Origin of the sequence: Aeromonas sp. R7-1, assembly GCF_040908115.1 — a bacterium.
GTDB lineage: Bacteria > Pseudomonadota > Gammaproteobacteria > Enterobacterales > Aeromonadaceae > Aeromonas > Aeromonas caviae.
The window spans coordinates 13,176-35,838 of record NZ_JBFODD010000029.1; the positions used below are offsets into that span (position 1 = coordinate 13,176).

The window sequence follows — 22,663 nt, forward strand, 5'->3', positions numbered from 1 at the left end:
ACAATTCTGCCGGTCCGGCCTTAGACGATGAGATTTGAGGGCTGACACCACCCGGTGCCTGATTATCATGCCCTCGTAAGGGAAAACAGATGAAAGCGGCTATCGCCCAAATCAATACCGCGGCCCTGCGCCACAACCTCGCCGTGGTGAAACGCCACGCCCCCCAATGCAAGATCATTGCCGTGGTCAAGGCCAATGCCTACGGCCACGGCCTGCTACCGGTCGCCCGCACCCTGGTGGATGCGGACGCCTACGCGGTGGCCCGCATCGAAGAGGCGCTGATGCTGCGCTCCTGCGCCGTGGTCAAGCCCATCGTGCTGCTGGAGGGCTTCTTCAGCGCCGCCGACCTGCCGGTGCTGGCGGCCAACAACCTGCAGACCGCGGTGCACACCTGGGAGCAGCTCGAGGCGCTGGAGCAGGCCGAGCTGCCTGCCCCCGTGGTGACCTGGCTCAAGCTCGACACCGGCATGCACCGTCTCGGGGTACGGGCCGAGGAGATGCCCGCCTTTATCGAGCGCCTCGGCAAGTGCAAGAACGTGGTGCAGCCGTTCAACGTCATGACCCACTTCAGCCGCTCCGATGAGCTGGAGCAGCCCACCACCCGCGAGCAGATCGACCTGTTCAGCCAGCTGACTGCGCCGCTCAAGGGCGAGCGCGCCATGGCCAACTCGGCAGGCATCCTGGCGTGGCCGGATTCCCACTGCGATTGGATCCGCCCCGGCGTCATCCTCTACGGCGTGTCGCCGTTCCCCAATACGGTGGCGGCGGATTACGACCTGCAGCCGGTGATGACCCTCAAGACACAACTGATCGCGGTGCGCGATCACAAGGCGGGCGAGCCGGTAGGCTATGGCGCCAACTGGGTGTCGGATCGCGATACCCGGCTCGGGGTGATTGCCATCGGCTATGGCGACGGTTATCCGCGCATGGCCCCCAATGGCACGCCAGTGCTGGTCAATGGCCGCATCGTGCCCCTGGTGGGCCGCGTCTCCATGGACATGACCACGGTGGATCTCGGTCCCGGCGCCACCGACAAGGCGGGCGACGAGGCTGTGCTCTGGGGGGAAGGGCTGCCGGTGGAGCGGGTGGCCGACCAGATCGGCACCATTCCCTATGAGCTCATCACCAAGCTCACCTCCCGCGTCTTTATGGAGTATGTGTAGGCGAGTCGCCCCTCATCCCCCACCCTTCTCCCGCGAGGGGAGAAGGGAGAACAAAAAGGCCGCCCCGACAAGGGCGGCCTTTTTCATGGACGTGTCCCATAGACGAAAGAACAAGCCCCGCATCGGCGGGGCTTGAGTCTCCGTCACTATGTGGCGCTTAGCCTATGGTCATCAGGCTGGCGTTGCCACCGGCGGCGGCGGTGTTGACCGAGAGGGCGTGCTCGATGAGCAGGCGCTCCAGCGGGATGTCGGTCTCGCCGCGATGCAGGCCGTGCACACCGATGATGGCGCCGTTACGGGCTGCCTGGCGCGCGGCGGCGAGCTTGCTCACCTCCCGCAACTGATCCGAGTCGCCGTGGTGCAGCAGGGCATCGAAGTCCGTCTCCCCCGTGGCCCAGTCCGCCACCAGCGCGATGGGATCCCGCGCCTCGGTCGGCAGGGAAGAGAGCAGGGAGCGTGTCTGGGCATCGTCCGGCAGCAGCACCTGGCTGCCGACCGCCAGACAGGCGGCCAGCTGGGCCAGCAGGTCGGCCTTCTCCTGGGCAAGACAGAGCACCCGTTCCCGTGGCAGCAGGCTGTAGCTGTTGCGCTCGCCGGTGGGGCCGGTCAGCAGCTGGGTACGGCCGCTCTGGGAGAGCGCGGCGTAGTGATCGCACAGGGCGGCGAGGGCCGGATCCTGCTTGCTCGCCCAGCCGCGCAGGGCCACGAGGGGGGCTTTCGCCTCGGCCTGCAGGGCACCGGACTCCTGGTGCAGCTGGTTGGCCACCGCCTCCTGGGGACGGGCGCCGAGCAGGCGATACATGTAGAGCGGGCCGCCGGCCTTGGGACCAGTGCCGGAAAGCCCTTCCCCACCGAAGGGTTGCACCCCGACCACGGCGCCCACGATGTTGCGGTTGACGTAGAGGTTGCCCACCTTGGCCACGTTCACCACCTGGGCGATGGTCTCGTCGATGCGGGTATGGACACCCAGGGTCAGGCCGTAACCGCTGCCGTTGATCTGCTCGAGCAGCTCCCCGAGCCGGGTGCGCGGGTAGCGGACCAGGTGCAGCACAGGGCCGAACACTTCGCGTCCCAGTTCGTCCAAGCTGTCGAGCTCGATCAGGGTCGGCAGCACGAAGGTGCCGCGGCTGCAGGCATCCCCCTGGGTGCGAGCGATCTGGTGCACCTTGCGCCCCTTGTCGCCCATGGCCTTGATGTGGCGCTCGATGTTGGCCTTGGCCTCGGCGTCGATGACGGGGCCGATGTCGGTGGAGAGGTGCTCGGGGCTGCCGACCTTGTACTCGGCCATGGCGCCCTTGAGCATCCGGATCACCCGATCCGCCACGTCATCCTGCACGCACAGCACTCGCAGGGCGGAGCAGCGCTGACCGGCGCTGTCGAACGCCGAGGAGATGACATCCATCACTACCTGTTCGGTCAAGGCGGAAGAGTCGACGATCATGGCGTTCTGGCCGCCGGTCTCGGCGATGAGGGGAATGGTGCGACCCTGGGCGTCGAGGCGACCGGCCAGGTTGCGGGAGATGATGCCCGCCACCTCGGTGGAGCCGGTGAACATGACGCCGCGCACCCGTTCGTCCGCGATGAGCGCCGCACCCACGGTCTCACCACGGCCCGGCAGCAGTTGCACCGCTCCGGCGGGTACCCCCGCCTCCAGCAGGATGCGCACCGCTTGTGCCGCGATGAGGGGGGTCTGCTCGGCAGGCTTGGCCAGCACCGTATTGCCGGCGGCCAGGGCCGCGCACACCTGGCCGCTGAAGATGGCCAGCGGGAAGTTCCAGGGGCTGATGCAGACCACGGGGCCGAGCGGCCTGTGGGTGTCGTTGGCGAAGTGGTTGCGCGCCTGGGCGGCGTAGTAGCGCAGGAAGTCCACCGCTTCGCGCACCTCGGCGATGGCGTTGGCAAAGGTCTTGCCGGATTCGCGTACCAGCAGGCCCATCAGGGGTTGCAGTTCGGATTCCATCAGATCGGCTGCCCTGTCCAGCACGGCGGCCCGCTCGGCTGGCGGGGTGGACTGCCAGATCTGGCCGCTCGTGAGGGAGCAGGCGAGCGCCTTGTCCACCAGCGCTACCGTGGCTTCGCTCACCTGACCGACGACATCGCGGTGATCCGCCGGGTTGAGCACGGGCTGGAACTGAGTCGGCGCCTCGGTGTCGCAACCCAGCATGGGCACGGCCTGATAGGCGGTGTTGGTGCTGGCGAGCAGGGCGGCGGAGAGTGACCCCAGGCGGTGCTCGTTCGCGAGATCCAGACCTGCGGAGTTCGGGCGCGCCTCGCCGTAGAGATCCCGGGGCAGGGGGATGCGCGGATGGGGCAGACCCAGGGCCCCTTCACGGGCGGCCATCTGCTCGATCTGCTGCACCGGATCCTGCACCAGATCCGAGAGGGAGATGTTGTTGTCCGCGATGCGGTTGACGAAGGAGGTGTTGGCCCCGTTCTCCAGCAGGCGGCGCACCAGGTAGGCGAGCAGGGTCTCGTGGCTGCCCACCGGGGCATAGATGCGGCAGGGGCGACCCAGCTTGCCGTCGGCCACCTTGCCGACCACCTGCTCGTAGAGCGGTTCACCCATGCCGTGCAGGCACTGGAACTCGTACTGACCCGGGTAGTAGTTCTGACCCGCCAGCTGATAGATGGCAGACAGGGAGTGGGCGTTGTGGGTGGCGAACTGGGGATAGATGGCCTCGGGCACCGCCAGCAGCTTGCGGGCGCAGGCGAGGTAGGAGACGTCCGTGTAGGGCTTGCGGGTATAGACCGGGTAGCCTTCCAGCCCTTCCTGCTGGGCGCGCTTGATCTCGCTGTCCCAGTAGGCGCCCTTCACCAGACGGATCATCAGGCGGTGACGGCTGCGCTTGGCGAGATCGATGACGTAGTCGATCACATAGGGGCAGCGCTTCTGGTAGGCCTGGATGACGAAACCGATGCCGTTCCAGTCGGCGAGGGACGGATCGAAGCAGAGCTTCTCCAGCAGATCGAGGGAGATCTCCAGGCGATCGGCCTCCTCGGCGTCGATGTTGATGCCGATGTCATACTGCCTGGCGAGCTGGGTCAGGCCCAGCAAGGTGGGGTAGAGCTCCTCCATGACGCGATCGTACTGGGCGCGGCTGTAGCGCGGATGCAGGGCGGAGAGCTTGATGGAGATACCCGGCCCCTCGTAGATGCCGCGACCGTGGGAGGCCTTGCCGATGGCGTGGATGGCCTGCTCGTAGGAGGCCAGATAGCGTTTGGCGTCCTCCTCGGTCAGGGCCGCTTCCCCCAGCATGTCGTAGGAGTAGCGGAACCCTTTGCTCTCCATGCCGCCTGCGTTCGCCAGCGCCTCGGCGATGGTCTCGCCGGTGACGAACTGTTCACCCATCAGGCGCATCGCCATGTCGACGCCCTTGCGGATGAGCGGCTCACCCCCCTTGCCGATGAGTCCCTTGAGGGAGCTGTTCATGCCCGCCTCGTTGTGGGTGGCCACCAGCTTGCCGGTGATGAGCAGACCCCAGGAGGCCGCGTTGACGAACAATGAGGTGCTCTGGCCCAGGTGCTGGCTCCAGTTGCCGCCGCTTATCTTGTCGCGGATCAGGGCATCCCGGGTCGCCTTGTCGGGGATGCGCAGCAGCGCCTCCGCCAGGCACATCAGGGCCACCCCTTCCTGGGAGGAGAGGGAGAACTCCTGAAGCAGTCCCTGGACCAGGCCCTGACGGCCGCTGGCGCTCTTCTGGTTGCGCAGCTTCTCGGCGATGCCCATGGCCAGCTTCTGGGTCGCGTCAGCCTTCTCCTTGGGCAGACGAGCCTGCTCCAGCAGCATGGGGACGGCTTCGGTCTCGGGGCGGCGATAAGCCCCCGTGATGGCGGCCCGCAGCACGGACTGGGGCAGAATGCTCTCGGCAAACTCGAGGAAGACCTGGATGCCCTGCTCGGTCAGGGTCTCGACGGCCTCTTCCCCGGCGGCGGCAGCCAGCCCGGAGTGCTCGGGCGGGGTCAGACCGCGATCCAGTTGCTCCAGATAGGTGAAGATGGCTTGCTTGATCAGCCAGTGGGGAGTGCGATCCAGGGTCTGCGCAGCCTGTTTGAGGCGGTCGCGGGTCGCTTCATCGAGTTTGACGCCGAGGGTGGTAGTGGCCATGGGACTTCCTGTATCTAGAAGGTAACAATATTACCGGACGGTTAAATTTCGCCGATGATGGTGCAACCAGGTGCAACCTTCAAGCAAGAAATTTTAATGTATTGGTTACATTGTTGAATTCTTCCATGAATCCGGTCTCCATCAGGCTCCTTTCAAGCCCGCCGCTTGTCCGCTTTTCACAGCATTATTAATGGGTTGGCAATGCATCTTATGAATGCCTATATGAGGTGCAACCCACTGCAAATCGGGTTGCACTTTTGCGTGTTCGACCGAACCTGGGTTGTGAGTGCGGCTCCCCCGTGCGCAGAAGGGAGCGGAGCGCCACCTGACAGAGCCCCGTGCTCTTCTATGCTGTTAGCTGGCCACAGGGGCCAGCTATCGGTGACAAGGAGAAACCCATGGCGCGTGTCAGTACCTATCTCAATTTTGCCCGGGAGACGGAGGCTGCCTTCCTCTTCTATCGCGAAGTGTTCGGCGGTGACTTCAGCGGCCCCATTCACAGGTTCAAGGAGTCCCCGGGCTGCCCGGGCCAGCCCCCTTTGTCGGAGGAAGACGGGGAGCTGGTGATGCATGTGGCCCTGCCCATCCTTGGGGGACACGTGCTGATGGGCACGGATGCCCCGGCGAGCATGGGGTTCACCCTGGTGCAGGGCAACAACAGTTACCTCAATCTGGAGCCGGACAGCCGAGGCGAGACCGATCGCCTGTTCGCGGCCCTGGCCGAGGGAGGCAAGGTGGAGATGCCGCTGGCGGAGATGTTCTGGGGTGACTATTTCGGATCCCTGGTGGACAAGTTCGGCACCCACTGGATGTTCAACTGCCAGAGCAAGACCTGACGGCAGATCTGCAATGAAAAGGGCGCCATGGCGCCCTTTTCATCTTTATTGCCCATCACTGTCCCGATTTGCTGCGCCTGCCACCTGAGCTGGTATGCCCCGAGCATGGGATTGCAGTGCAGTGCGCTGCTTTATGGCGTGTGACCCACCATGTCAGCGGGGATCACCCGGGCTCGGATTATCGCGCAGCTGAACTGCGTTATGGCGTACGACCCACCATGTCAGCGGGGATCACCCAGGCATCGAATTGCTCCGCGCTGAGGTGGCCAGAGGCAATGGCCGCCTCCCGCAGACTCAGTCCCTGATGGTGCGCCCGCTTGGCGATCTCGGCCGCCTTGTCATAGCCGATATGGGGGTTGAGGGCCGTCACCAGCATCAGGGAGCGGGAGAGCAGATCGTCGATCCTGGCCTGGTTCGGGGTGATGCCGACGGCGCAGTGGTCGTGGAAGCTCTGCATGCCATCCGCCAGCAGCCGCACGCTCTGCAGGAGGTTGTAGGCGATCATGGGCCTGAACACGTTGAGCTCGAAGTTGCCGCTGGCACCGCCGATGTTGATGGCCACATCGTTGCCCATCACCTGGGCGCAGAGCATGGTGAGGGCCTCGCTCTGGGTCGGGTTGACCTTGCCGGGCATGATGGAGGATCCAGGCTCGTTCTCGGGGATGAGCAGCTCCCCCAGCCCGCTGCGGGGGCCGCTCGCCAGCCAGCGCACGTCGTTGGCGATCTTCATGAGGGAGGCCGCCAGCGTCTTGAGGGCACCGTGGGCGTGAACCTGGGCGTCACTCGCCGCCAGGGCCTCGAACTTGTTGGGGGCGCTCACCAGCGGCAGGCCGGTCTGCTCGGCCAGGGTTCTGGCCACCGCCTCGGCAAAGCCTGGAGGGCAGTTGAGGCCGGTGCCCACGGCGGTGCCGCCGAGCGCCAGCTCGCACAGATGGGGCAGGGCGGCCCGTAGATGGCGCTCCCCCTGTTCGAGCTGGGCGACCCAGCCGGAGATCTCCTGGCCCAGGGTGAGGGGAGTGGCATCCTGCAAATGGGTGCGGCCAATCTTGACGATGTGGTCGAAGGCGGCGGCCTTGCCTGCCAGGGTCTGCTTCAGGGCAGCGAGGGCCGGCAGCAACCGCTGCGTGATGGCGGTGACCGCCGCCAGGTTCATGGCGCTCGGGAAGACATCGTTGCTGGACTGGCTCTTGTTTACCTCGTCGTTGGGATGCACCAGCCGCGCTTCCCCCCGGGGGCCGCCGAGCAGTTCGCTGGCCCGGTTTGCCAGCACCTCGTTGAGGTTCATGTTGGTCTGGGTGCCGGAGCCGGTCTGCCACACCATCAGGGGAAACTCGGCGTCGTGCAGGCCGCGCAGGATCTCGTCGGCAGCGGCCATGATGGCCTGGGCCTTGCGGGCGGGGAGCAGCCCCAGGGCGTGGTTGACCCGGGCGCAGGCGGACTTGATGCGGGCCAGGGCATGGATGATCTCCATGGGTTGGCGCTCCCCCGAGATGTTGAAGTGATGCAGGGAGCGCTGGGTCTGGGCCCCCCAGAGCCTGTCCGCCGGGACGGCTATCTCCCCCAGGCTGTCCCGCTCCATCCTGATATCCATGACGTGTCTCCTGCCGTTGAGGTGGTGGCACCCAGCATGAACCCAAACGGCTGCCGGGGCCAGCTTGCACATGGATACGCTTTGCATATAATAAGTAAAGCTTACTATATAGGTTGCATATCATGAACAAACAACCGGACACCCTTGGCTTTCTCATCGGCGACGTCCAGCGCCTGATGCGCCGCCAGTTCCAGCAGCAGCTGGAGGGAAGCTGCCTCACCCTGGCCCAGGCCAGGGCTCTGGTGCACATTGCACGCAGCGAGGGCATACGCCAGGTGGATCTCGCCGAGCGGCTGGACATCCAGCCCATCACGCTGGCGCGCCAGCTCGATCAGATGGCCGACAACGGTCTGGTGGAGCGGCGCAACGACCCCAACGACAGGCGTGCCCATCAGCTGTTCCTGACCGAGGGGGCGGAACCCTATCTCGAGAAGATCAAGCAGGCCTCCGCTGTGGTGCATCAGCACGCCATCGGTGAGCTGGGGGAGGCGGGCACCCGCGCCCTCTGCGACGCCCTCAAGACCCTGCGCGACAATCTATCGAAGTATTGATCTCATCTTTATCAGCATTGAATGTGGAGTGTTTCTATGAATGCCGAATCTTCCCCTCCCCAAACGCCGGTGACGAACCGCCGCCGGACCCGTCTGCTTCTGCTGGTGGTGGTACCGGCACTGGCCCTGCTCGGCATAGGTGCCATCTACATGCTGGGTGGCCGTTATGTCGAGACCGACAACGCCTATGTGAAGGCGGACAAGGTGCCCATCAGTACCGAGGTGCTGGGCCGGGTGGCCAAGGTCTATGTGAATGAGAACGAGCAGGTCAAGGCCGGTCAGCTGATGTTCGAGCTGGATCCCGAGACCTTCCAGGTGGCGGTAACCAAGGCCGAGGCGGAGCTCGCCAAGGTGCGCACCGATCTGGTGGCGCTGCAGACCAGTTATCGCGGCCAGCAGGCGGAGATCGCCGTGGCACGCACCCGCCATGCCTATGCCCTGAAGGAGGAGCATCGCCAGGCGGATCTGGTGGCCAAACACTTCACCTCCACCGCCAACTATGACGATGCCCGTCAGCTCACCATACAGACCGCCCAGCAGCAGGTGGCGCTGGAGGAGGGGCTCAAGAAGATAGAGGCCTCCCTGAACGGCGACGTCAACCTGCCGGTGGAGCAGCAGCCCGCCTATCAGGAGGCCGCCGCCGAGCTCGCCAAGGCCAGGCTGGATCTCGCCCGCACCAAGATCTACGCCCCCGCCAACGGCATCGCCAGCCAGCTGCCCAAGCCGGGCCAGTACAGCATCGTCGGCATGACCGCCATGATGCTGGTAGAGACCGACAGCCCCTGGATAGAGGCGAACTTCACCGAAACCGAGCTGACCCATGTTCAGCCGGGGCAGGAGGTGGAGATCAGCCTGGACACCTACCCGAATGCCCATTGGCACGGGGTGGTGGAGAGCCTGAGCCCGGCCACCGGCTCCGAGTTTTCGGTGATCCCGGCCCAGAATGCCACCGGCAACTGGGTCAAGATCGCCCAGCGAGTCGCGGTGCGCATCAAGCTGGACGAAATGGCCTCCGGGCCCACTCTGCGCGCTGGCCTGAGCGCCATCACCAAGATAGACACCGGCCACAAACGCAGCCTGCTGGGCTGGTCATTCTGAGGTTAATATGACGACGCAAAGCCATCAGGGGGTGGATCAGAGCTCCCGACGTGGCTTCATCACCCTGTCGGTGATGTTGGCCACCATCATGCAGGCGCTGGACACCACCATCGCCAACGTCGCCCTGCCCCATATGCAGGGGGCCATGGGCGCCACCCAGGATCAGATCTCCTGGGTGCTGACCTCCTACATAGTCGCGGCCGCCATCTTCATGCCGCTGACCGGTTTCATCTCGGCAAGAATTGGCCGCAAAAGGCTGTTCATGTGGTCGGTGGCGGGCTTTACCGTTGCCTCCATGTTGTGCGGCGCGGCCCAGAGCCTGGATCAGATAGTGCTGTTCCGCCTGCTGCAGGGGATCTTCGGTGCCAGCCTGGTGCCCCTCTCACAGGCGGTGCTGCTGGACACCTACCCGCCGGAGAAACACGGCTCCGCCATGGCGCTCTGGGGGATAGGGGTCATGGTGGGTCCCATCCTGGGGCCGTCGCTGGGGGGCTGGCTCACCGAGTACTACAACTGGCGCTGGGTCTTCTACATCAACCTGCCGTTCGGCCTGCTGGCCTGGTTCGGGCTTGCCGCCTTCATCGAGGAGACGAAGATCGATGCCAGCCGCCGCTTCGATCTGCTGGGCTTCGCCCTGCTGAGTCTCGGCATAGGGGCATTGCAGATGGCGCTGGACAGGGGGGAGTCACAAAACTGGTTCGCCAGCCCCGAGATCGTCATCGAGACCATCCTGATGGTGATGGCGTTCTACCTCTTCGTGGTGCATATCTTCACCTACCCGCACCCCTACATAGAACCGGCCCTGTTCCGGGATCGCAACTTCAGCGTCGGTCTGCTCTTCATCTTCATCGTCGGCATCATCTTGCTGGCGACCATGACGCTGCTGCCTCCCTTCATGCAGGGGCTGATGGGTTACCCGGTGATCGACGTGGGTTACCTGCTCGCCCCGCGCGGGGTGGGCACCATGGTTGCCATGATGCTGGTGGGCAGGCTGTCGGGCCGGGTGGACGCCCGTTACCTCATCCTGTCAGGGCTGCTGCTCACCAGCTTCTCCATGTGGGAGATGACCCTGTTCAACACGGACATCGGCAGCTGGGACATAGTGCGCACCGGCATCATCCAGGGGCTGGGGCTCGGCTTCATCTTCGTGCCCCTCTCCACCATCACCTTTGCGACCCTGGCGCCGCGCTATCGCAACGAGGGGACGGCGCTGTTCAGCCTGGTGCGCAACATCGGCAGCAGCATCGGCATCTCGGTGGTGATCACCTATCTGGCCCAGCGATCCCAGATGAACCACGAGGCGTTCGCCGCCTACATCACCCCGTTCAATGTCAACCTGCATCAGGGCGGGGGCATGGCGGAGCTGATGACGCCGAAGGGGCTGGTCATGATCAACGGCGAGGTGACCCGGCAGGCCAGCCTGCTCGCCTACCTGCAGGATTTTCGCCTGATGATGTGGGTCAGCCTGTGCGCCGTGCCGCTGGTGGTGTTGCTGAGGGCTCCCGGGCGCAGCGGCTCTCGGGAGGAGATGGCCATTCTGGAGTGAATCACGAAGGGGCGAGCAACAAAGAAAGAGGGATGGCGCAGGCCATCCCTCTGTCGTTTGGCAGGATCAGCGTGCCGGCGTGAAGGGGGTGAGCGCTGCCAGAGGCGCAGCGTCCCCGTATTCCCGGATGGGTTCGCCGTGCTTGAAGATCTTGAAGGTCTCGCCCCGGGCACTCCAGTACTCGATGTGATCGCTGCCGATCTGCAACAGGCTCGCCTCGCGCAGGGCCACCACGGATTCGCTCGGGTTGATGGCGCAGAACTCGGCCAGACGCTCGTCCCGGGTCTCCCCCATGTGGCCGCTGATGCTGGCGTCCAGATAGTGGGGGTTGATCTGCACGGGGAAGAGCCCCAGCGCAGGCAGCACGACGGCGCTGCACACCGGCATGTCGTTGGTGGTGCGGATGCTGGGGGTGGCCACGTTGCAGCCGGCGCTCCAGCCCACATAGGGCACGCCCCGCTCGCGCACCGCACGCTGGATGGGGACCACCAGACCATACTCGTGCAGCCGCTGGTTCAGGAGCCAGGTATTGCCGCCGCTGATGAAGATGGCGTCGGCCCGGTTGATGGCATCCACCGGATCGTCGAAGTGATGGATGCTGATGGCGTCCACCCCCAGACTCTCGGTGAGCTCCCGGGCGCGGGCATCCCAGTCGCTGCGGATCACCGCGTAGGGGATGAGCAGGATGCGCTTGACCTGGTTGCGAGCGAGCAGGGTTTGCACCCGGTCGCGGGCCCAGCCGAGCAGGCCGGGGTGTTCTGTGGTTTTACCGTTGCTGAGCAGAAGCAGTTCCATGATGTGTCCTCGAAACAAGGCGCAGGACCCGGGCGGTCCTGGTGAAGAGAAGAGGGCACTCTACCGCCATCGAAGCGCCAAATGTGTGATCCCTGCCCGTTTTGTACGGTTGCAGGCCACTCAGGGGTGTTCGCTCACCTGCGCGTAGCGCAGCAGCATCTCGGCGAGGGAGTTCACCGCCAGGCGTTTCATCAGGCTGGCGCGGCACACCTCGACGGTGCGCACCGAAATGCAGAGATCCTGCGCTATCTGCTGATTCTTGTGGCCCCGGGCGATGAGCTGCAACAACTGGCGTTCGCGCGGGGTGAGGCGCTCAAAGGCGGACAGATGGGCGAGGCGGGTGGCCGCCGCCTGCGTCGCCTGCTCGGCCCGCTCGATGGCGGCGAGCAGGTGGGCCAGCTGCACCGGCTTTTGCAAGAAATCCACCGCCCCCAGCTTGAGGGACTCCACCGCCAGTGGCACCTCGCCGTGGCCGGTGAGAAACAGGATGGCGATGGGGCTCTGGGCCGCCTTCAGCCGCTGCTGGACCTCGGGGCCAGAGAGCCCCGGCATGCGGCAGTCGAGGATGAGGCAGGCGGGCTGGTGCAGGTCGACCTCGGCCAGAAAGCGCTCGCCATCGGCAAAGCTGAGCAGCTGCCGCTCGTCGCAGCTCTCCAGCATGAAGCGCAGGGAGTCGAGCACGGCCTCGTCGTCGTCGACCAGATAGAGCGGGGGGCGGGCAGGGGTCGGCATCTCAGTTCCTCGGCATGTCGGTGGATGAAGGGAGGGTTTCGGGTGATGGCACGGGCAGGGTGACCCGGGCCAGGCAGCCGTGGGGGCTCAGGTTCTCCAGACTGAACCGGCCGCGATGGCTCTCGACCACCTCCCGGCAGATGGCGAGCCCCAGCCCCATGCCATCGGGCTTGTCGCTGTAAAACGCCTGCTGCAGTTCGGTTGCGGGGACCCTCAGGCCGGCGCCGTTGTCGCGGATCTCCAGCAGCAACCTCTGTGCCTCGAAGGCGATCAGCAGCTCGACCCGGGCAGGCGCCTGTGCCGGTGTTTGCGTAGTGGGGTGAGCAGGGGAGTGAACAGCGGGGCGCGCACTCTTAGCTGCCCTCTGCGCCGCTCTCTGCGCTGCACTCTCGGCGCCATTCTTGATGAGGTTGACCAGCAACTGCTCCATCCCGGTGCCGTCCAGAGGTAACGGGCGTGGCTGGCCCCGCCAGTGCAGGGTGAAGGCGACGTCGAGCGGCGCCAGCATCTGCTCCAGCAGGGGGTGCAACTCCGCCACCAGGGTGGGCAGGTCGCAAGGCGCGAAGCGGGGAGGGCGCTTCTGCAGCCTGGCTCTGAGCCGGTTGACGGTCTGGGTGATGCGCTGGACCTGGCGCCCTATCTGCTCCAGGGCCTGACGCAGGGAGGCATGGGCGGCAGACTGGGCCGGATCCTGTGCCAATCTGTCCAGTCGCAACAAGGCTCCCTGGCTGTAGTTGGCGATGGCGCTGAGGGGCTGATTGATCTCGTGGGCCACGTTGGCGCCCAGCTCGCCCAGTTCGGCGAGCCGTCTGGCCTGTGCCAGCTGGCGTCCCTTCTGCTCGAGCTGGTGGCGGGCTTTGAGCAGCCGGCGCTGGCTGCGGTTGAACAGGTATTGCAGCAGCAGGTGGTGGCCCCCCAGCAGCAGTACCAGCACCAAAGCACCCCAGCCCCACTGCTGATGCTGGCGAAGCCAGTGCCAGGCCGATTGCCACCAGGGGCCCTGCAGCGGGTGGCGATCCAGCGCCTTGAGCAGGCGGTCGATGGCAAGCTCGCTGGTGGGCACGGTCCAGCCCGCCGAATCGGCGGCGATGGCCGCCTCGCTATCTGCGGGCAGGTCGAACAGCGCACGGGTCACCGCCAGCGCCAGCGCGGGGGAGGCCCGCTCAGTCTTGGCGAAGGACCAGTTGGGGTAGAGCCGGGTCGAGCTCTGGCAACCAAAGCCGGTCGGCGCCCGATCGTCCAGCACCCGATATGCCCCCCTGGCGACCTTGCCTTCCCGCTCCATGCGCTCCAGCTGGCACACCGGCACGATGGCGGCAGCCACCTCACCTGTTGCCAGCCGCTCGATGAGCCGGTCCAGCGGAAAGCCGGTGAACTGCACGGTGGAGAAGAAGTGCTCCAGCCTGACCCCCTGTTCGCCCGCCTCGAAGCGATAGGCGAGGTAGCCGCCGAAAGCATTGTCCGAGACGGCGGCGACGGCTTGCCCCTCGAGGTCACGCCAGTGTTGATAGGGGGTCTGGGCGGGCACCACCAGGGCAGCGCCGATGGCGAGGTTGTCCCCCCCGGCCGGGCTCTTGAGGGTGGCGAGCCAGGCCAGTGGGTACTGGCGCGCCAGACTCACCGACTGGCCCGGGTTGGTGATGACGAAATCGAGGTGCTCGCGGGCGGCGGCCTCGGCCAGTTCATCGAGCCCCAGCGGATGCAGCACGAAGCGATGGCCGGGCACGCGCTGTGCCAGCCAGCGCAGCAGCGGTTGCCACTGGGCTCTGGCCAGGGCCGGGCCGCGGGTTGCCAGCACGCCGATGCGTATCGGCTCTGCCATGGTCTGCACCGGCGCGGCCTGGGATGGGGCGGATTCCTGTCGGACTGGCGCTGGCGAAGAGGGGGTCGGGGCGGCCTGCACCCGCAGCGGCAGGGCTGACAGGGCGAGCCAGAGCAGCAGGCTGAGCAGGGGCAAGGGAACTGGGGCGTGCAGGGGGCTCTCCTCTCGGTGCAAAGGGGCAGTCTATCACCGGGACGTGCGCTTGCACGCGAACGGGGCCGGGAGGAGCGGCAAACGCCGCCCCGGTCACAGTTCAGCAGGGCTGGGGCATTTTTTATTGCGCTGGATCAACCCGGCTCCCGGTATGTGGAAAACCACAATAGAGGCGACTTGCTGCGTTGAGGACAATCGGCCCAACCCCTTTCAAGCCAGCTCAGCAGAAGGAAAGATGCCATGGAGCCCAGCAAGCGCCGATTGTTATCCGGGATCGCCGCCCTCACCGCAGGGGCGGCCCTGATCCCCGTCACCCAGGTTCAGGCGCAGTCCGTTCCCGCTCCCCGCAACGGGCGGGCGGCCATCAGCCGGGGGGACGGGCGCAAGCGTTACGGCATGCTGATCGACCTGCGCCGCTGCGTCGGCTGTCAGGCCTGCACCGTGGCCTGCACCATCGAAAACCAGCCTCCACTCGGCCAGTTTCGCACCACGGTGAGCCAGTACGAGGTGAGCGACGTGGCCGCCCTCGAGGCTCCCGCCTCCCTCTTGATGCTGCCAAGGCTCTGTAACCACTGCGCCGAGCCCGCCTGCCTCGATGTCTGCCCCACCGGCGCCACCTTCCAGCGCGATGACGGCATCGTGGTGGTCAACAACGACTGGTGCGTCGGCTGCGGCTACTGCGTGCAGGCCTGCCCCTACGACGCCCGCTTCATCAACCACGAGACCAACACCGCCGACAAGTGCACCTTCTGCGCCCATCGGCTGGAGGCGGGGCTCTTGCCCGCCTGCGTCGAGAGTTGTGTCGGCGAGGCGCGCATCATAGGGGATTTGAACGATCCCAAGAGCCGGATAAGCCGCTTGCTGCGCGAACACGAGCCGGTGCTCAAGGTGCTCAAGCCGGAGGCCCATACCCAGCCGCGGGTCTTTTATCTCGGCATGGACGAGGCCTTCGTCAGCAAGGTCGACGGCAACCCGGCCCTGCGCACCCTGCTCACCGACGATGGCAAGGAGATAGCCCATGGTCATTAACGAACTGTTGGCCCCGGCTCAGCCCATCACCTGGCTGCCCTGGGCGGTGCAATATTTCTTCCTCATCGGCCTCGCCTACGGAGCCCTCTGGCTCGGCGCGTTTGAGCTGTGGCGCAAGGCGCCGGACCCGCGGCTGCAGACCCTGGCGGCGGTGCTGATGGTGGCGGCCGGCCTGGTGGCCCCCATTGCCCTGACCGCGGATCTGCACCAGCCGGCCCGGGCCTGGCATTTCTACGCCCAGGCGCGCTTTGGCTCCGTCATGTGGTATGGCGCCTATCTGCTGCCGCTGTTCAGCCTGCTCTCCATGCTGCTCGGCTGGCTGCTGCTAAGGCCTGCCCTGGCCCGGCGCGGCGCAGAAGGGGACAAGATAGCCCGCCTTGCCCGGCTGCTCTGCCTGGGAAACTGGTCGGGGCACGTCTGGCTGCGCCCCCTCTCTTTGCTGGCTGCCCTGAGCGGGCTCAGCATCGCCCTCTACACCGGGCTTGAGACCATGGCGGTGGCGGCGCGCCCGCTCTGGCATACCCCCTGGTTGCCCTGGCTGCTGACCCTGAGCGCCGTGCTGGGGGCCCAGAGTGTCCTGCTGCTGCTCAACCGCTTGCTGACGGGCTGGGGGGCCGAGACCGAGTCGACCCTGCTGCGCCAGAGTGGCTGGACGTTAGGCCTGCTGGCCCTCTCCCTGCTGGGCTGGGCCCTGTTTGGCGGCGCCTCGGCGGCAGAGGCCGCGGCCCTCTATCGGCTCGACCCGAGCTGGCGGCTGGCGGCTCACTGGCTGTTGCTGACCCTGGGGCTGGCCGGCCTGCTGATGCTGCGGCGGCGAAGGATCTCTGCCCGCCTGTCACTCTGGGGGCCAGCGCTGCTGGGGCTGCACCTGGTGTGGGGCCTGCGCTGGCTGGTGCTCATTCAGGGGCAGCTCGCGCCCAAGTACGGGGCCGGCGTCTACCTCTATGAAATCGCCTGGGGCCCGGCCGGTGTGCTCGGTATTCTCGGCACCTTCGGTCTGCTGCTGGCCCTGCTGGTGGCCCTCTCGGAGCTGGTGCGCCCCTCTGTTTCCCCCGCCATCAAGGCACCCACTTCTTTTGCACGCGAGGCACTCTGATGGATCACAGCAAACGCACGTTTCTCAAGGGCGCCGCCATCGCCGGTGGCACCGGATTGTTCGTTGCCGGTTACAGCGACACCCTCAAGCAGGTGGCGACTGGCCTCGCCACCGGCAGCTCGGGCAAGCCGACCCGGGATCCCATCCATGGCAACTCGCTGGCCGTGGAGTACCGGGTTGACGAGCGGGGGGAATTGCATCCCAACCCGGCCCAGCGGGTTGCCTACACCATGTGCCTCGGCTGCTGGACCCTGTGCGGAGTGCGGGCCCGCATCGACAACGAGCGCGACCAGATAGTGCGGATCCTGGGCAACCCCTATCACCCCCTCTCCGCCCGGCACCACATCGACTTCAAGACCCCGGTCAAGCAGGCGCTGCTCGCAACCAGTGGCTACCAGGAAGGGGGGCTGGACGGGCGCTCCACCGCCTGCGCCCGGGGCAACGCCATGCTGGAGCAGCTCGACAGCCCGCAGCGGGTCACCCGCTGTCTCAAGCGGGTGGGGCCCCGTGGCAGCGGCCGCTGGCAGAGCATCCCCTTCGAGCAGCTGGTGGCCGAGGTGGTGGAGGGGGGCGATCTGTTTGGCGAGGGCCAGGTTGAGGGGTTGCGGGCCATTCGCAACCTCGCCGAGCCGCTCGACCCGGCCAACCCGGAGTACGGCCCCAGGGCCAACCAGCTGCTGGTGAGCAACGCCTCGGACGAGGGGCGGGATCACTTCATCAAGCGCTTCACCTTCAACAGCTTCGGCACCCGCAACTTCGCCAATCACGGCGCTTACTGCGGTCTGTCGTTCCGGGTCGGGGCCGGCGCCCTGCTGGACGATCTGGAGAAGAACGCCCACCTCAAGCCGGACTGGGACGAGAGCGACTTCCTGCTGTTCATGGGCACCTCGCCCCAGCAATCGGGCAATCCCTTCAAGCGCCAGTCCCGTCAGCTGGCGGCTAACCGGGCGCGACCGGGCAAGCCGTTCTCCTACGTGGTGGTGGCCCCCAGCCTGCCCAACACGGTGAACATGCCGTCCTCCCCCGCCAACCGCTGGCTGCCCATCCGCCCTGCCACTGATTCCGCCCTGGCCATGGCCATGCTGCGCTGGATCATCGACAACCAACGCTACGCCGAGCCCTTCCTGACGGCACCCCATGCCGCTGCTGCCGAGCGGGCCGGCTATCGCGGTTTTTGCAACGCCAGCCACCTGGTTGTCTGCGACGAGTCCCACCCGCGCTTCGGCCAGATGTTGCGGGCCAGCGATCTTGGCTTGCCCTTTGAGGGGGAAGCCTATGGGGAAGGGGACGCCATGCTGGTAGAGGAGGCGGGCAGCGGCGAGCCGAGACCCGCCGGCCAGTGTGAGCGGGCCAGCCTCTGGGTGGATCGCCCCATTCAGGGCCCCAAGGGGGAGTTCATGGTGAAGAGCAGCTTCCAGCTGCTGGCCGAGGCGTGCCGCGAGCACTCTCTCGCGCAATACAGCGCCGAGTGCGCCGTGCCGGTGAGCGATATCGAGGCGCTGGCGCGGGAGTTCACCAGCCACGGCACCCGTGCGGCGGTGGTCTCCCACGGCGGCACCATGAGTGCCAACGGCTTCTACTCGGCCTGGGCCATCATGATGCTCAACGTCATGATCGGCAACCTCAATGCCCGGGGCGGCGCCGTGGCGAGCGGCGGCAAGTTCGATCCCTTCGGGGCGGGGCCGCGCTACGATCTGGCGAGCTTCCCCGGCATGGTCAAGCCCGCCGGGGTCTTCCTGTCGCGCTCCAAATTCCCCTACGAGAAAACTTCCGAATATCGGCGCAAGCGCGAGGCGGGTCAGAACCCCTATCCGGCGCAAGAGCCCTGGTTCCCCATCTCCGGCCCTCTGCTCGGCGAACACCTGACCGCGGCGGTGAACGGTTACCCCTACCGGCTCAAGGCCTGGATCAACCACATGGGCAATCCCCTCTACGGCCAGGCCGGGCTCAGCAAGGCCATAGGCGAAGAGCTCAAGGACCCTGCCGTGCTGCCCCTTGTGGTCAGCATCGACAGCTTCATCAACGAGTCGTCGGCGCTGTCGGACTACCTAGTGCCGGACACCCTCACCTACGAGTCCTGGGGCTGGGCCACCGCCTGGCACGGGGTGATGACCAAGGTCTCCACCGGCCGCTGGCCTATCGTGGAGCCAAGAGTCGCCAAGACTGCCGAGGGGGATCCGGTCTGCATGGAGTCCTTCTTTATCGCGGTGGCCAAACGGCTGGGGCTGCCGGGCTTTGGCGAGGGGGCGCTCAAAGGGGCGGATGGCAAGCTGCATGCCCTGCATAAGGCGGCGGACTTCTCCCTCTACGGGGCGGCCAACGTCGCCTATCTCGGCGAGCCGGTGCCCGCCATAGATCCTGAGGATCTCGCCTGGTCCGGGGTGGAGCGGATCCTGCCGGTGCTGAATGCCACCCTGAGTGCGGAGGAGGCGGGCCGCGCCGCCTATCTCTTCGCCCGTGGCGGGCGCTTCGAGCCGGCGGCCAAGGGGCGCGATGCAGCGGGTCAGCCAAGCAAGCGCTGGCCCAAGCCACTGATGGTGTGGAACCCCGAGGTGGGCAGCCGCCGCCACAGCCAGAGCGGCCGGTTCTTGAGCGGCACCCCGCGCTTCTTCCGCCCCCAGCTGGCGGACGGCACGCCGCTCAATGAGGCGTTCAAGCCGGCCCAGTGGCCGCTGCTGCTCACCAGCTACAAGTCCCACACCATGAGCTCCATGAGCATCGGCTCGGATCGCCTGCGCCAGGTGAACCCCAGCAACCGGGTGCGGCTTAATGTGCAGACGGCGGCGCAGCTGGGCATCGAGAGCGGGGACAGGGTGCGGGTCAGCACCCCGGATGGCAGCGTGATCGGGGTGGCCGAGTGCGTGGCCGGGGTGCAGGCCGATGCCATCGCCATCGAGCACGGCTTCGGCCACAAGGAGCTGGGGGCGCGGGAACACTGGATAGACGGCCAGAAAGTGGTCGCCAATCCGCTGCGCGGAGCCGGAGTCAACCTCAACGATCTGGCGGTGCTGGATCCGAGCCGCCACGGCCGCTACCCCCTGGTGGACTGGGCCATCGGCTCGTCGGCCCGCCAGGGGCTGCCGGCCCGGGTGGAGAAGCTGGTATGACAAACTAATGAAAACGGGGCCTGCGGGCCCCGTTGCTTGTCTGCTCTGCGTCACTGTCACAGTGTGACGTCGACCCACACCAGGCGGTGATCCGAGCTGACGCCCTTGGCGATGCCGAACTTGGCGTCATACACCAGGTGGTAGCCCGGCTCGAAGCTGGCTGGCCAGAACACGCCGGAGGCGACCGCGTTCAGGTTGGCGGAGGGCAGCACGTGGTCGAGCTGCAGGCCGCTGCTGCTGGTGATGCGCTCCGGGGTGGGGCGGTTATTGTTGCGCTTGCACTGATCCGGCTGGCTGGCGAGGCACTCGGGGCCGCCCTGGCTGACCGGGATCAGGGCGCCGTTGGTGACGGCCTGGTTGACCAGCACATGGTTGTGCAGATCCTGAATGGCGGTGAGATCCCCATCGCCAATCTGGGGATCGGCGTTGAGATCACCGGCGATGACGAACTTGGCACCCGCGGGCAGGCCACCGGCCTTGCCGGCGTCATCCACCATGTAGCTGGCGGTCTCCACGTAATCCTGCCAGAAGGCGACTTCGGCCCGGTTGTGCTTGACGTTGTGGCGCGCCGCGTTGCCGAAGATGGGCGGGGTCGGGTGGGAGATAAGGAAGTGGATCACCTCCTCCTTGTTGCCGCGCTTGATGCGCACCGGCACGTCCGCGTGGTTCTTGGACGAGAGCGGGAAGGCCTGCCAGGCGGCGTCGTCATACCAGGCATCGCCACACTGGCGGCCAGCCGGGATCGGCGCCTTGGCATTGTTGCAGTCGTCGATGACGGGGTTCGTTTCGCCCGGCATCTCCTTCCACTTGAATGTCTGGAAGGTGCGGATCTGCTTGGTATCGATGGGGTACTGGGACATCACGGCGAAGGCGTACTGGCCGTGGTAGTTGCCAAAGCCCCAGGCGTCGTCCGGCCCGTTGTTGACCTTGCCGTCCAGGTTGAGGTCATGGCCGCTCATCAGACCGGTGTTGGTGGCGAAGTTCTGCAGCACCGGGTAGCTGATGGCGGTCACCTCGTCGTGCTGGGCGTGGGCCAGGTAGTTGTCGTTGAAGGCGTTGAGGTCCGTGGTGTCGCTGCCCTTGCCGTCATTGTCGAATTCGTTGAGCAGGAACACGTCCGGCCGGGTGCGCTGGATGATTTCGGCGATGTTGCGGATCTGCTGCACGTCGAGGGCCTTGGTCTTCTCGGCGCCGCTCAAGGTGCCGTCGGCGAGGCGCGCCAGCAGGGCATCCTGCTCGGTGCGGGTCAGGGCGAGCTCTTCCCCCAGCATGCCGGGTGCAGTGCGATCGAAGGCGAGATTGAAGGTGGCAAAGCGAACCATGGCGAGCCTCGGCGTCAGTGTGGCCGGGACAGCCTGCCATTTTTGGCAGGAAAATGGCAGCACCCTGCCGGATTTTATGGGAAAGGTGACCGGGTTTCCCCATGACACGCAAGCGCTCCGCTCAGGCCCAGCGGGAGAGAGGGGAGGGAATGGCGTAGGCGTAGCCCTGCTGGTAGTCGCAGCCCAGCCGGTTCGCCACCTCGATATGGGCCTGGGTCTCCACCCCCTCGCACACCACGGCCATGCCGAGTCGTTGCAGGTATTTCACCAGACCCCTCAGCATGTTGAGGGCGTGGCTACTTCGCGCAGCCTGAAGCAGCAGGGAGCGATCCAGCTTCACGATCTCGTAGGGGAGCATCATCAGGCGCTGGAAATTGCACGCCAGGGAGCCGAAGTCGTCACAGGCGATGTGGGCGCCATGGGCCCGCAACACCTCGATCATCTCCCTGTGCTGGTGTTTGATCCTGACGTGCTCCAGCACCTCGAACCAGATGTCGATCCCCAGCTTGCGGGCCTGGAGCAGCACCAGCAACAGCAGATTGCGGTAGGTGGGGCTGGAGAGCGCCGGATTGAGGTTGATGGAGAGCGCATAGTGGCCTTTTTGGGCGAGCACGGGCAGATCGCGCATGATGGCCCTGAGCATGACGATATCGAGGTGCAGAGCGTCATCTTCGCCGAGGGCGGCAAAATCGATGCTCTGATAACCCTGGCTATCGGCATCCCAACGCCTGGCCAGCACCTCATACCCCTTGACCTGACGATCCTGGCCGATGATGGGCTGATAAAAGGGGACGACGATATCCGCCATGCTGACCATGGCACTCACGGGATACTCTTCTTTGAACGCAAACATGGCCTTCACCTGACGGGAACATGGTTACGCATCATACAGGGAGGGTCTAAACGGAGGCTGTAGGAAGAGTCTGATAATGGGCCCTGTTTGGGTGTGGGCAGGATGAGAGGGGGTCAGGGAAGAGCATGGCCCTGTGCAGGTTCGGCGCCAACCAGGGGAGCTGCGTGCATGGCCTGGGCAAGCCAGGACCAGTCGAGCATGGGGGAACCCGCCTTGAAGCGCTGATAGGCACATCCCTGGCGGATGGTCAGGAAGAGGGTGCTCGGCAAGCCGAGGCGGTTGAGGTAGCGCACCATCACGTCTCCCTGGTAATCCCGCAGCCGCAGTTGCAGCTCGGGCAGTGTCAGCCCGTGCTCGCGACCCGTTTCATCCCAGATTTCAAACATCTGTGTGCACTCCTTGCGACATGAGGCTCCACTGTTTCTAAAAAGTGCGGGGAGGGCAATTGTCAGATCTGACAGCGCCATATGGATTCTATCCAGAAAAGCGAAAACCCGGCGCGAGGCCGGGTTGTCTGAAGGATGGTGGAGGGAGAAGGATTCGAACCTTCGAAGGCAGAGCCGTCAGATTTACAGTCTGATCCCTTTGGCCGCTCGGGAACCCCTCCACAGGGGCATTGCATATTGTGTTCAGGAAGATGGTGGAGGGAGAAGGATTCGAACCTTCGAAGGCAGAGCCGTCAGATTTACAGTCTGATCCCTTTGGCCGCTCGGGAACCCCTCCACGGGGTATTTTCCTGATTTTTCACTTACTTGACGCACTTGAATGGTGGAGGGAGAAGGATTCGAACCTTCGAAGGCAGAGCCGTCAGATTTACAGTCTGATCCCTTTGGCCGCTCGGGAACCCCTCCCCAAGTGCGAGGC

At 65.6% G+C, this 22,663-nt stretch carries 15 protein-coding genes, 3 tRNA genes and 1 pseudogene; 8 read left to right on the forward strand and 11 right to left on the reverse strand.

What is annotated here, in order from left to right; translation table 11 throughout:
- Nucleotides 1-89 precede the first annotated feature (89 nt).
- A complete protein-coding gene (gene alr, locus AB5Y51_RS06380) occupies nt 90-1,163 on the forward strand; it encodes an alanine racemase (RefSeq protein ID WP_368178172.1) in 1,074 nt (357 codons plus the stop codon).
- A gap of 157 nt (nt 1,164-1,320) precedes the next feature.
- Here the strand turns inward: alr and putA are convergent, their stop codons facing one another.
- Nucleotides 1,321-5,268 carry a trifunctional transcriptional regulator/proline dehydrogenase/L-glutamate gamma-semialdehyde dehydrogenase gene (putA, locus tag AB5Y51_RS06385; protein ID WP_368178173.1) on the reverse strand — a complete coding sequence of 1,316 codons (3,948 nt, stop codon included), beginning with the start codon at nt 5,266-5,268 and terminating at the stop codon, nt 1,321-1,323.
- 398 nt (nt 5,269-5,666) lie between these two features.
- Between putA and AB5Y51_RS06390 the strand changes: the two genes are divergently transcribed.
- Nucleotides 5,667-6,104, forward strand: coding sequence for a VOC family protein (locus AB5Y51_RS06390; protein ID WP_041211205.1), 438 nt, complete (start codon nt 5,667-5,669; stop codon nt 6,102-6,104).
- Between the two features lie 199 nt (nt 6,105-6,303).
- On the opposite strand, the gene fumC is transcribed toward AB5Y51_RS06390, so the two are convergent.
- Nucleotides 6,304-7,695: a class II fumarate hydratase gene (fumC, locus tag AB5Y51_RS06395; protein ID WP_368178174.1), complete on the reverse strand. Its 1,392-nt coding sequence runs from the start codon at nt 7,693-7,695 to the stop codon at nt 6,304-6,306.
- Nucleotides 7,696-7,817: 122 nt separating this feature from the next.
- Here fumC and AB5Y51_RS06400 point away from each other — a divergent pair, with 122 nt between their 5' ends.
- The 3 genes from AB5Y51_RS06400 to AB5Y51_RS06410 are packed head-to-tail and all read left to right on the forward strand — an operon-like array spanning nt 7,818 to nt 10,890.
- The gene (locus AB5Y51_RS06400; protein ID WP_039040059.1) at nt 7,818-8,246 is read left to right on the forward strand and encodes a MarR family winged helix-turn-helix transcriptional regulator; all 429 of its coding nucleotides are present in this window, start codon (nt 7,818-7,820) and stop codon (nt 8,244-8,246) included.
- A gap of 36 nt (nt 8,247-8,282) precedes the next feature.
- Nucleotides 8,283-9,344 carry an HlyD family secretion protein gene (locus AB5Y51_RS06405; RefSeq protein WP_201920526.1) on the forward strand — a complete coding sequence of 354 codons (1,062 nt, stop codon included), beginning with the start codon at nt 8,283-8,285 and terminating at the stop codon, nt 9,342-9,344.
- Nucleotides 9,345-9,351: 7 nt separating this feature from the next.
- Nucleotides 9,352-10,890, forward strand: coding sequence for a DHA2 family efflux MFS transporter permease subunit (locus AB5Y51_RS06410; RefSeq protein ID WP_368178175.1), 1,539 nt, complete (start codon nt 9,352-9,354; stop codon nt 10,888-10,890).
- Between the two features lie 66 nt (nt 10,891-10,956).
- Here AB5Y51_RS06410 and pepE read toward each other — a convergent pair whose 3' ends face one another.
- The 3 genes from pepE to AB5Y51_RS06425 form a co-directional block, all read right to left on the reverse strand.
- Nucleotides 10,957-11,685, reverse strand: a complete 729-nt coding sequence (gene pepE / locus AB5Y51_RS06415; protein ID WP_049636162.1) for a dipeptidase PepE — start codon at nt 11,683-11,685, stop codon at nt 10,957-10,959.
- A 120-nt stretch (nt 11,686-11,805) separates the two neighbouring features.
- Complete coding sequence (locus tag AB5Y51_RS06420) at nt 11,806-12,417, reverse strand: response regulator transcription factor (protein WP_368178176.1); 612 nt, start codon at nt 12,415-12,417, stop codon at nt 11,806-11,808.
- A 1-nt stretch (nt 12,418) separates the two neighbouring features.
- Nucleotides 12,419-14,374, reverse strand: coding sequence for a PhnD/SsuA/transferrin family substrate-binding protein (locus AB5Y51_RS06425; protein WP_368178180.1), 1,956 nt, complete (start codon nt 14,372-14,374; stop codon nt 12,419-12,421).
- Between the two features lie 258 nt (nt 14,375-14,632).
- Here AB5Y51_RS06425 and dsrO point away from each other — a divergent pair, with 258 nt between their 5' ends.
- The 3 genes from dsrO to AB5Y51_RS06440 are packed head-to-tail and all read left to right on the forward strand — an operon-like array spanning nt 14,633 to nt 19,624.
- Entirely contained in the window at nt 14,633-15,421 is a 789-nt protein-coding gene (gene dsrO, locus AB5Y51_RS06430) for a sulfate reduction electron transfer complex DsrMKJOP subunit DsrO (RefSeq protein WP_223917233.1), read from the forward strand.
- A complete protein-coding gene (gene nrfD, locus AB5Y51_RS06435; RefSeq protein ID WP_368178177.1) occupies nt 15,411-16,517 on the forward strand; it encodes an NrfD/PsrC family molybdoenzyme membrane anchor subunit in 1,107 nt (368 codons plus the stop codon). Before dsrO ends, nrfD begins: the two co-directional genes overlap by 11 nt.
- On the forward strand, nt 16,517-19,624 hold the full coding sequence (locus tag AB5Y51_RS06440; protein WP_368178178.1) for a tetrathionate reductase subunit A: 3,108 nt from the start codon (nt 16,517-16,519) through the stop codon (nt 19,622-19,624). Before nrfD ends, AB5Y51_RS06440 begins: the two co-directional genes overlap by 1 nt.
- Before the next feature lie 56 nt (nt 19,625-19,680).
- On the opposite strand, the pseudogene AB5Y51_RS06445 reads toward AB5Y51_RS06440, so the two are convergent.
- From AB5Y51_RS06445 to AB5Y51_RS06470, 6 genes and pseudogenes are all read right to left on the reverse strand, one after another.
- Nucleotides 19,681-21,049: pseudogene (locus AB5Y51_RS06445) on the reverse strand (endonuclease/exonuclease/phosphatase family protein).
- 18 nt (nt 21,050-21,067) lie between these two features.
- Nucleotides 21,068-21,799, reverse strand: coding sequence for an EAL domain-containing protein (locus AB5Y51_RS06450; RefSeq protein ID WP_368178179.1), 732 nt, complete (start codon nt 21,797-21,799; stop codon nt 21,068-21,070).
- A gap of 113 nt (nt 21,800-21,912) precedes the next feature.
- The gene (locus tag AB5Y51_RS06455; RefSeq protein WP_052815169.1) at nt 21,913-22,185 is read right to left on the reverse strand and encodes a hypothetical protein; all 273 of its coding nucleotides are present in this window, start codon (nt 22,183-22,185) and stop codon (nt 21,913-21,915) included.
- 136 nt (nt 22,186-22,321) lie between these two features.
- Nucleotides 22,322-22,406: transfer RNA gene (locus AB5Y51_RS06460), tRNA-Tyr, on the reverse strand.
- 31 nt (nt 22,407-22,437) lie between these two features.
- Nucleotides 22,438-22,522, reverse strand: a tRNA-Tyr gene (locus tag AB5Y51_RS06465).
- A 43-nt stretch (nt 22,523-22,565) separates the two neighbouring features.
- Nucleotides 22,566-22,650, reverse strand: a tRNA-Tyr gene (locus tag AB5Y51_RS06470).
- Nucleotides 22,651-22,663: the final 13 nt, after the last annotated feature.